General features: G+C 72.9%; 10 protein-coding genes. 3 read left to right on the forward strand and 7 right to left on the reverse strand.

Translation table 11 applies throughout. The features are described 5' to 3' along the window. Positions 1-149 precede the first annotated feature (149 nt). The 5 genes from ABD308_RS00625 to ABD308_RS00645 form a co-directional block, all read right to left on the reverse strand. Positions 150-572 carry an SHOCT domain-containing protein gene (locus ABD308_RS00625; RefSeq protein ID WP_344322729.1) on the reverse strand — a complete coding sequence of 141 codons (423 nt, stop codon included), beginning with the start codon at positions 570-572 and terminating at the stop codon, positions 150-152. Positions 573-742: 170 nt separating this feature from the next. Further along, positions 743-1429: an NUDIX domain-containing protein gene (locus ABD308_RS00630; RefSeq protein ID WP_344322733.1), complete on the reverse strand. Its 687-nt coding sequence runs from the start codon at positions 1427-1429 to the stop codon at positions 743-745. Then, positions 1426-2586, reverse strand: a complete 1161-nt coding sequence (locus tag ABD308_RS00635; protein ID WP_344322739.1) for a type III polyketide synthase — start codon at positions 2584-2586, stop codon at positions 1426-1428. Before ABD308_RS00635 ends, ABD308_RS00630 begins: the two co-directional genes overlap by 4 nt. A 59-nt stretch (positions 2587-2645) precedes the next feature. Continuing rightward, a complete protein-coding gene (locus tag ABD308_RS00640) occupies positions 2646-3851 on the reverse strand; it encodes a cytochrome P450 (RefSeq protein ID WP_344322753.1) in 1206 nt (401 codons plus the stop codon). A 229-nt stretch (positions 3852-4080) separates the two neighbouring features. Further along, positions 4081-4686 carry a TetR/AcrR family transcriptional regulator gene (locus tag ABD308_RS00645; RefSeq protein ID WP_344322759.1) on the reverse strand — a complete coding sequence of 202 codons (606 nt, stop codon included), beginning with the start codon at positions 4684-4686 and terminating at the stop codon, positions 4081-4083. Positions 4687-4828: 142 nt separating this feature from the next. Here ABD308_RS00645 and ABD308_RS00650 point away from each other — a divergent pair, with 142 nt between their 5' ends. Continuing rightward, positions 4829-5650: an SDR family NAD(P)-dependent oxidoreductase gene (locus ABD308_RS00650; RefSeq protein WP_344322765.1), complete on the forward strand. Its 822-nt coding sequence runs from the start codon at positions 4829-4831 to the stop codon at positions 5648-5650. 16 nt (positions 5651-5666) lie between these two features. Here the strand turns inward: ABD308_RS00650 and ABD308_RS00655 are convergent, their stop codons facing one another. After that, on the reverse strand, positions 5667-6101 hold the full coding sequence (locus ABD308_RS00655; protein ID WP_344322772.1) for a hypothetical protein: 435 nt from the start codon (positions 6099-6101) through the stop codon (positions 5667-5669). Positions 6102-6352: 251 nt separating this feature from the next. On the opposite strand from ABD308_RS00655, the gene ABD308_RS00660 reads away from it, so the two are divergent. Further along, positions 6353-7594: a GNAT family N-acetyltransferase gene (locus tag ABD308_RS00660; RefSeq protein WP_344322779.1), complete on the forward strand. Its 1242-nt coding sequence runs from the start codon at positions 6353-6355 to the stop codon at positions 7592-7594. A gap of 90 nt (positions 7595-7684) precedes the next feature. On the opposite strand, the gene cutA is transcribed toward ABD308_RS00660, so the two are convergent. After that, complete coding sequence (cutA, locus tag ABD308_RS00665; RefSeq protein WP_344322786.1) at positions 7685-8017, reverse strand: divalent-cation tolerance protein CutA; 333 nt, start codon at positions 8015-8017, stop codon at positions 7685-7687. A 131-nt stretch (positions 8018-8148) separates the two neighbouring features. Between cutA and ABD308_RS00670 the strand changes: the two genes are divergently transcribed. Further along, entirely contained in the window at positions 8149-9234 is a 1086-nt protein-coding gene (locus ABD308_RS00670) for a restriction endonuclease (RefSeq protein ID WP_344322803.1), read from the forward strand. Positions 9235-9263: the final 29 nt, after the last annotated feature.

The following is a 9263-nucleotide window of genomic DNA, read 5'->3' on the forward strand; positions in this document are numbered from 1 at the left end:
TGGACGCGCTGCGCCGGGCCGGGCTGACCGGCGGTGGCGGTTCGGCGGACGACCGCCGCTCCGGCGACCGCCGTTCCGGGCGGCGCTGAGCATCCGAGGAGGGCGGCCGGTGGACACCCGTCCAGCGGCCGCCCCCACCGGCGTCCCCGTCATACCAGCAGCTTGTCCTTCGCCTTCTGGTACTCCTCCTCGGAGATGTCCCCGCTCGCCTTGAGGCCGGCCAGTTTGGCCAGGTCGTCGACGTGGCTCCGGCCGGGCGCCCCCGCCGCGGCGCCCTCCCCGGGCGCGTTGCCCGCCGCATCGCGGATGTACGCCTTGAACGCGGCGTCGGCCTTCTGGGCCTGGGCGATGTCGCGTTCCCCCATGCTCTTGCCGCGCACGATGACGTAGATCAGCACACCGATCAGCGGCAACAGGATCACCAGGACCATCCAGCCGGCCTTGGCCCAGCCGCCCATGTCGTGGCTGCGGAAGATGTCCGTGATGATCTTGAACAGCAGGAAGAACCAGAGGATCCAGAGGAACAGCTCCAGCATCGTCCAGAAGATGTTGAGCAGCGGGTAGTTGTCCATGACGGCTCCCGTCGGTGCGGGCCCGAGACGGACCCGGGTCCCTTCGAGTCATACCACCGCGCATCGGACACGGTGGGCCGCTGCTGGGCCATTCCGGTGGTCTGCCGTCGGTCTTCCGGTGGTCTTTCGGTGGTCTACGGGTGGCCTTGCGGGAGTACGGGAACAGCGGCTCAGCGCGGTCGCGACCGCAGTTCCACCGCGAGGCCGATCAGCTCGCCCCACCACGCTTCGTGGCCGCTCAGCAGCAGCCGCCGCGCCTCGGCGGGGTCCGCCGCGCGGACCTCCACCACCTGCTCGCCGTCGTCCGGGTTGGTCGGCACCGAGTCCACCGTGACCTCGGCCCAGCCCCAGAGCCAGGCCTTCTCGGGGTGCGGCTGCCACGGCCGGTAGGGCACCGGGTCGTCGGTCACGCAGCGGTGCGCGCCCAGCCAGACCGGCTCGCCGAGCAGCCGGGCGCCGGCCTCCTCGCGCAGCTCGCGGACCAGGCAGGAGTCCACCGACTCGCCGTGCTCGCGGGTGCCGCCGGGCAGGAACCAGTGGTCGCGGTCGTCGCGGCAGAGCACCACCCGGCCACCGTCGGTGAAGCCCACCAGGTGGATGTTGGTGACCAGCTCGTCCGGCGGCAGGACGGTGGAGAACCGCGCGTCGTAGCGGCCCCAGGCCCAGTACTGCGGGGCGTGCAGGGCGGGGAAGAGCGCGGCCAGCTCGGCGGCCCGGTCGGCCCCGGCGGGGCGCGACGGTCTGGGGATCAGCGGGCCCCCGGCCCCGTCCGGTGTCGCGGCGCTGTCGGGGGTCCCACCGGTACTGGTGGCTTCGGTGGTGCCGGTGGTGGTCGTGGCACCCGTGGTATCGGTCATTCGGTGATCGTAGTCCCGGCCGGACGCAGCAGGGGGGCGGTCGGGTGAGTGAGCGTCAACTCCGCGGTCTCGATCGCGCGCGGCCGGCGCGGGACCACCGCCTCCAGCGGCTTTCCGGCCCAACTGCCCAGCGAGATCTCGGCGGTGATGCCCGGGCCGAAGCCGGCGATCAGTCCGTGGGTGCCGTCCTCGACCCCGCCCTCGTCGAACATCCGGGCCAGCGCGTCGAAGACCACGGCGCTGGCGATGTTGCCGCGCTCGGTCAGCGTGGCGCGGGAGAACCGGAAGGCGACCGGCTCCAGGTTGAGGAAGTGGCAGAGGTCGTCCAGGATCCGCGGGCCGCCCGCGTGCACGATGTAGAAGCCGAGGCCGGAGATGTCCCAGGCGTGCTCGATGGCCAGCGCGCGCAGGGCGGGGGCGAGCATCTCCATGGTGCCCGGGACGCGCTTGTCGAGCTGGAAGTGGAACCCGGTGTCCTTGACCCCGTAGGAGATCCAGTCCTCGGTGTCCGGCACGAGGTGCGAGCCGTTGCGCTCCAGGTGGACGCCGGTGCCGCCGCGGCCGCGCAGCACCACGGCGGCGATCGCGTCGCCGAACAGGCCGTTGGAGAGCAGCGAGCCGACGCCGATGTCGGTGGGCTGGTAGCAGAGCGAGCAGAACTCGCAGGCGACGATCAGCACGTTGGCGCCCGGGTAGGCGCGGCAGAAGTCGTGGGCCCGGTTGACGGCGGCTCCGCCGGCCGCGCAGCCGAGCTGGGCGATCGGCAGCTGCCGGGTGTCGGAGCGGAACCCCATGGAGTTGATCAGCCACGCGGTCAGCGAGGGCATCATGAAGCCCGTGCAGGACACGTAGAGGATGAGGTCGATGTCCCGCGCGGCGAGTTCGGCGTGGCCGAGGGCGCGCTCGACCACCTCGGGGACGCGGCGCTTGGCCTCCCGCTCGTAGACGGCGTTGCGGACGGTGAAGCCGGGGTGGTGCAGGGTCTCCTCGATGGGCTGGACCAGGTGTCTGGTCCGCACCCCGGTGTTCTCGATCAGCCGCAGGGCGAGCCCGAGTTGCGGGTGGTCGGCGTGCAGGGTGCGGGCCAGGTCGAGGGTCTCGTCGAGCGTGATGACGTGCTCGGGTACGGCGATGGCGGGTCTGCAGAGTGTTGCCATGGGTGGGTCTCCCGTCTGGCGGGCCTGGGTCTACGGATGCGGCTGGGCGGGGAGCGGTGTCACCAGGCGACCGGCAGGGTCTGCGGGTAGCGCCAGATCGAGCCGGTCCGCCAGTCCAGCTCGGCGGGCGGCACGGCGAGCCGCAGCGAGGGGAACCGGTTCAGCAGGGTGCCGATGGCCACCTGGAGCTCCATCCGGGCCAGGTGGGAGCCGAGGCAGTGGTGGGTGCCGTAGCCGAAGGTCATGTGGGTGGGCGCACCGCGGTCGAGGTCGAGCTCGTCGGGCCGCTCGTACACCGCCGGGTCGCGGTTGGCGGCCAGGTAGGAGACGTGCACCGGCTCGCCGGCCTTGATCAGCACGCCGCCGAGCTCGACGTCCTCGGTGGCGACCCGGGCGATGCCCACGCCCTGGCGGAACGGGATGAAGCGCAGCAGTTCCTCCAGGGCGCGCGGCAGCAGGTCCGGCTGGGCGCGCAGCTTGGCGAGCTGCTCGGGGTGGGTGAGCAGGGTGTAGGTGATGTTGGAGAGCTGGTAGGTGCTGGTGTCGTGGCCGGTGACCAGCAGGACCATGGCCATCACGGCGAGTTCGTCGTCGTCCAGCAGCTCGGCGCCGTCCCGGGCGGTGGCGAGCGCGCTGATCAGGTCCTCGCCGGGGGCGCGGCGGCGGGCGGCGGTGAGCTCGGCGAAGTAGGCGCGCAGGGCGGCCTTGGCGGTGACCTGGCCGTCGCCGCTGTCCGGGCCCATGGACATCATCGCGATGGCGTGGCCGCGCAGTTCGGCGCGGTCCCCGGCGGGGATGTCGAGCAGCTCGCAGATGGTGGTGAGCGGGAGCCGGGCGGAGAGGAAGCGGACCAGGTCGGCGGGCGCGCCGTGCTCCTCCATCTCGTCGAAGTAGCCGTCGACGACGCGCTGGGTGTGCGCGCGCATCCGCTCCACCTGGCGGTTGGTGAAGCCCTGGGCGACCAGGCGGCGCAGCCGGTTGTGGGCCGGCGGGTCCATCAGGTTGATCGACTCGACCTGGGCGATCGGGGCGGGCGTCATCCGGGGCAGGTCGCGGCCGATGCCGGCGGCGCGGCTGAACCGGCGGTCGGTGGTGACCACGCGGACGTCCTCGTAGCGGGTGGCGAGCCAGGCCTCGCCCTCGCCGTGCGGCAGGCGGATCCTGGCGATCGGCTCCTCGGTCAGCAGGCGCTTGAGGAGGGGGTCGAACTCCAGGCCGTCGGTGTGGTTGAAGGGGCAGTCCCACACGGGGGCGGAGGTAGTCACGGGCGGGTCCCAGGGCCGGTTCTGCCGCCCGGACGAGGTCGTTCGGGCGCGGACGTGCTGATGGTGCCTCATCCGGCCGAAAAAGTGGGGACATGGGCGATTGTTCCCTCGATCGAGGGAATTGGACGATTGTCATGCCATATAGGGGAGTTGGGGCGGGGATGCTGGTGGCCCCGGGAGGGGTGCGGCTGACCGTGCGAGCGCGCGTCCGGGCGCGACGGCCGGGGCGTCAGCGCGTGGTGCGCGGACCCACGCCGTGCAGCAAGGTGTCGACGATCCGGGCCGCCAGCACGTCCGGATCGGCGTCCGCGGCGACCGCTCCGGCCGTCGCCGCGGTGCCGTGCGTGACCTCGCCGATGAGGGCGTAGTAGACCCGGCGCACCCACTCCAGATCGGCGTCGGCGGCGATGACCCCCTGCTCGCGGATCCGGGCGAGCAGTTCCAGGCAGCGGCCGGCGATCTCGTCGTGGGTCCGGGCGGCCCGCTCGCTCTGGGCGACGGCCGGCCCGAGGGCGAAGCCCCAGGCGGCCTTCACCCGCAGCACGTTGGCGGTGGCCCGGTGCAGCGCCACCAGCGGCGGGGCGGTCCCGGGATGGCCGTCCTCGATGGCCTCGGCGAGCTTGGCGGCGGCGCCGGTGGCGAGCGCGTCGACCAGCGCCTGCCGGTTGGCGAACCGGCGGTGGACGGTGGTGCGGGTGACTCCGGCGGCCTCCGCGATCTGCTCCATGGACGCGCCCGGGGTCTCGGCGAGGACGCGTTCCGCCGCCGCGAGGATCGCGCGGACGCTGCGTTCGGCGTCGGCGCGCAGCGGGCGGCCGGGCGGCGTGCGGGTCATCGGTGGTGCCTCCAGCTCGGACGGTACCCGGGGAACGGTACAGCGGGGAAGCGGCTCGGGCAGTAACTGAAACAGCGATGTTGCAGATCTGAACTTATCCGATACTCTCTTGCCACAGTTCATGGAGACAAGGAGCGTCACCGTGCGTACCGCCACCACTGCTCTGGCCACTGCTCTGATCACCGGCGCGTCCTCCGGCCTCGGTGCCGAGTTCGCCGCCCGACTCGCCGCGCGCGGCCACGACCTCGTCCTGGTCGCCCGCTCCGCCGACCGCCTGCGCGACCTCGCCGAGCGCCTCGGCGAGGCCCACGGCGTCACCGCCCACGTCCTCGTCCAGGACCTCTCCGACCCCGACGCCGCCCGCCGGATCGCCGCCGAACTCGCCGGCCGCGGCCTGACCGTGGACCTGCTGGTCAACAACGCCGGCTTCGGGACCTGCGGCCCGTTCGAGACGATCGACCCGCGGCGCGACCACGACCAGCTGATGGTCAACGTCGTCGCACTGGTCGACCTCACCCATGAACTGCTGCCCGGCATGCTCGCGCGCGGCAAGGGCGCGGTGGTCAACGTGGCGTCCACGGCGGCCTTCCAGCCCACCCCGTACTTCGCCGTCTACGGCCCGTCCAAGACCTTCGTGCTCAACTTCAGCCTCGCGCTGCGCCAGGAGTACCGGCGGCGCGGCATCCGCGTCCTGGCCGTCTGCCCCGGCCCGGTGGAGACCGGCTTCTTCCACGTCATCGGCACCCGGAAGGCCGCCGTCACCGGCTCGTTCACCACCCCGGAGGCGGTCGTCCGGACGGCGCTGCGGGCCCTGGACGCCGACCGCTCCTACGTGGTCCCCGGCCTGAGCAACCGGATCGGCGCCCACCTCGCCCCGCGCCGCCCGCGCGCCCTCGTCGCGGCGGTGGCCGAGCGGATGTCGCGCGGGGTGCGCGACGCCATGGCGGGCGAGCGGGTCGCCTGACCGGCGCGGGCCGCCCTCAGCTCCAGTCGGCGACGCGGATCGCGCCCATCACGCGGCCCGCGCCGTCGTAGAGGACGAGCATCCGGGCCGGTTCGTTCGGTCCGGCCCACTTCAGGTAGGCGCGGATGATGGCGCGGGTCCGGGCGTCCACGGCCTCCGGGTGGTCGGTGGCGAGGTAGGCGTTGACGTGGTCGTCCTGCTTCACCGCCCGGTTGACCCTGGTGACATGGCCCAGCACGGCCTCCCGCTGCTCCTCGGTGCCGTGCTGCTCGACCCACCGGGTGAAGGCGGCGGTGCTGTCCTCGGCGTCCGGGGCGGAGGGCATGACGGAGGGCGCGTAGGCGCTGAGCGGGGTGCCGGGCTCCGGCGCGTGGTCGGTGGGCCGGAAGGCGGCGACGAGCAGCAGCGCCGCCACCGTGCCCACGCCGATCGTCAACAGCCGGTACTTCATCGGGAGACCCCCTCACTCGGAACGCCAACCGACCCTAGCAGCACGCTGGTTGAGGGGTGGGTCGAGGGCGGACACCGCTCCGGGCGGAACCGTGCGGGCGCTCGCGCGGGCCTCCGCGCCTCTCGCCGCGGCTCCACGCCCAGTGGTGCGCCTGTCGCCCGAAAATCGCTTGACCTGCTCGCGGGGTGGCGTTGCACTGGGCCGGGCACCACGCGCCGTGGTGCCGGTGACCTGGGGAGGCGTCAGTAGTGATGGAGATCCGTTCCACGACCGAGCAGGACCGCGAGGTCTTCGTCGACACGTTCCACGCGGCGTTCGGGCGCTTCCCGGAGGACACCACCGAGGACGGCGGCGGGGCCTGGTGGTCGGCGGTCGAGATGGACCGCGGCGTGCTGGCCGTGACGGCGGACGGCCGGGCCGTGGGAACGGCGGCGGCGTACTCCTTCGAGCTGACCCTGCCCGGGGAGGTCGTCGTCCCGGCCGCCGGGGTGACCGTCGTCGGCGTGGTGCCCTCGCACCGGCGCCGCGGCGTGCTCACCGCGATGATGCGCCACCAGCTCGCCGAGCTGCGCGAGCGGGGCGAGTTCCTCTCGGTGCTGCTGGCCTCCGAGGCCGTGATCTACCGGCGGTTCGGCTACGGGCCCGCGACCTACACGGGCCGGCTGACGGTGTCGCGCCGGCACGCCGAGCTCGCCGCCCCCAGGGCGGGCGACGCGCGGCCGGACAGCGGCTCGGTCGAGGTGCTGCGGAGCGGTGAGTGCCGGGAGGTCCTGGAGGAGGTCTACGACCGCTACCGCCGCGCCCAGCCGGGCGCGATCTCCCGCCCGCGCCGCTGGTGGGACCTGCGCGCGGGACAGCCCCCGATCGCCCCGGCGCAGCGCTACATCGCCCTCCACCGCGACGCCGACGGCGTCCCGGACGGCTATGCCAGCTACGTGCTCAGCGACGGCGTCCCGGACGCCGTCCGGCGCACCGTCACCCTGACGGTCGACGAGACCATCGCCCTCAACGACGAGGCGTTCACGGCCCTGGCCCGCTACGTGCTCGGCCACGACCTGATCACCGAGGCCGTCTTCAAGCACGTCCCGGCCGATCACCCGCTGCGCTGGCAGCTCGCGGACTTCCGGGCCGGCGTGGTGGGCGCCGAGATGGACTGGCTCTGGGTGCGCCTGCTGGACATCCCGCGCGCCCTGACCGCGCGCGGCTGGTTCGCCGACGGCGAGCTCGTCCTCGACGTCGACGACCCCTTCCTCGGCGAACACGGCCGCTACCTGCTCACCGTCCGCGACGGCAAGGCCGAGTGCGTCCCGACCGGCCGGCAGCCCGACCTCTCCCTCGACGCCACCGACCTGGGCTCCATCTACCTCGGCGGCACCACCCCCAGCACCCTCGTCCGCGCCGGCCACATCCGCGCCCACCACCCCGCCGCCGCGACCCTCGCCGACACCCTCTTCCGCACGGACCAGCCCCCGCACTGCCTGCACTGGTTCTGACCGGCGCACGTCGACGGCCCGCCGTTCCGTACGCGGAGCGGCGGGCCGTTCGGTGCTTCAGGCCTCATGCTCCGCCGGCTTCCCGCGCTCTCACCGCTCCGCCGTCTCCGCCCTCACCCACTCCAGGTAGGCGGCGCTGCCCGTCACCACCGGGACGGCGACGACCTCGGGGGTGTCGTAGTCGTGCCGCGCGTTCACGAACCCCGTCAGGGCGTCGGCGAGTTCGGCGCGGGTCTTGAAGTCGATCCGCCACTCGGCCGCGTCCTGGACCTCGCCCTCCCACCAGTAGACGGACTGGATCCGGTACACCTGCGCGCAGGCCGCGAGCCGCGCCCGGACCGCGTCGGCGGCCAGGGTGCGGGCCTTCGCCTCGTCGTCGTGGGTCGTGGTGATCACGAGAAGGCCGCTGTTGTTCGTCGTCATGCCGAAAGCGTAGGCATGGCGGTAACCTACTCACTCATTCGGCGGGGGACGCGTCCGAGCCGTCCTGAAGTCGCCTTTTCTGTCGCGTGCCTGACGATCCGTCGTGTCGTGGCACGTTCGAGGGAGTACCTATGTCCCGGAGCCGCAAGCTCCACCGCCTCAGCAGCCCCGACACCAACGAGCGCCGCGCGCAGCGCATGCTGTTCCGGCACCTGCGTGACGACACCAACGCGAACCGCGGCCGGATGGCGCGGCGGGTGCGTGAGCTCCAGCTCCTGCTGGAGATGGACCCGATCGAGTTCGAGGGGCTGATAGCCCGGCTGATGGAGTCGATGGGCATGCGGGTCGAGCTCACGGCCAGGTCGAAGGACGGCGGGGTGGACGTCCGGGGCATCGACACCGACCCGTTCCGGGGCGGGAACGTGATCGTCCAGGTCAAGCGGTACCGGGACACGGTGACGCCGTCGGCCGTCCGGGACCTCTTCGGGACGCTGCAGCACGACCGGGACGCCACCAAGGCCGTGCTGGTCACCACCAGCAAGTTCGGGCCCAGCTCGCACCAGTTCGTGTCCGGCAAGCCGATCACGCTGATCAACGGGGCCGAACTGGTCGGTCTGCTCAAGCACCACGGCTTCCACGAGGTGTTCGCCCCCGCCTACGGCGAGGTGCGGGACGACGCCGGGCAGCCGGCGATCGAGGTGGCCGCCGAACCGGCCCGGCTGCTGCTGCACTGGACCGGGGAGGAGGACTACGACATCGCCGCGCTGGTCTGCCGGCGCAATCGCGCCCTCTCGGACGATCACCTCGTCTTCTACAACAACGCGTCCACGCCCGACGGTTCGGTCCGGCTGGTGACCGGCTACGAGGACGCCAACGCCTGCCTGATGGTCGACTTCGAGGCGCTCCCCGCCGAGGCGGACCGGCTGGTCGTCATCGCCGCCGCCGACACCGAGAACCACCCCGACGCCACCATGGCCGGGTTCGCCGGGCCGGCGCTGATCCTCGAAGCGGGCGCCGACCAGGACGCGGCGATCGTCCACTTGGCGGACGGCGCGGAGTCCAACATCGCGATGCGTCTGGGCCGCTTCGACCGCGACGACGCCGGGAACTGGGACTTCACCCCCGCGCTGGCCGGCTACCCGGGGGGCCTGCGGCAGGCGGTCACCGCCTACGGCCTGGAGGTCACGGACGAGGAGCCGGTGGCGGCCGGGGCGTAGGGGTCGCCCCCGCGCGGGAGGGCGGCGGG

Origin of the sequence: Kitasatospora putterlickiae (assembly GCF_039527695.1) — a bacterium.
Classification (GTDB): Bacteria; Actinomycetota; Actinomycetes; order Streptomycetales; family Streptomycetaceae; genus Kitasatospora; species Kitasatospora putterlickiae.

What these genes read in the sequence shown, in the direction of transcription:
- ABD308_RS00625 (WP_344322729.1), bottom strand. Translation starts at nt 572, where the DNA reads ATGGACAACTACCCGCTGCTCAACATCTTCTGGACGATGCTGGAGCTG.
- cutA (WP_344322786.1), bottom strand. Translation starts at nt 8,017, where the DNA reads ATGACGACGAACAACAGCGGCCTTCTCGTGATCACCACGACCCACGAC.
- ABD308_RS00635 (WP_344322739.1), bottom strand. Translation starts at nt 2,586, where the DNA reads ATGGCAACACTCTGCAGACCCGCCATCGCCGTACCCGAGCACGTCATC.
- ABD308_RS00655 (WP_344322772.1), bottom strand. Translation starts at nt 6,101, where the DNA reads ATGAAGTACCGGCTGTTGACGATCGGCGTGGGCACGGTGGCGGCGCTG.
- ABD308_RS00630 (WP_344322733.1), bottom strand. Translation starts at nt 1,429, where the DNA reads ATGACCGATACCACGGGTGCCACGACCACCACCGGCACCACCGAAGCC.
- ABD308_RS00660 (WP_344322779.1), top strand. Translation starts at nt 6,353, where the DNA reads ATGGAGATCCGTTCCACGACCGAGCAGGACCGCGAGGTCTTCGTCGAC.
- ABD308_RS00670 (WP_344322803.1), top strand. Translation starts at nt 8,149, where the DNA reads ATGTCCCGGAGCCGCAAGCTCCACCGCCTCAGCAGCCCCGACACCAAC.
- ABD308_RS00645 (WP_344322759.1), bottom strand. Translation starts at nt 4,686, where the DNA reads ATGACCCGCACGCCGCCCGGCCGCCCGCTGCGCGCCGACGCCGAACGC.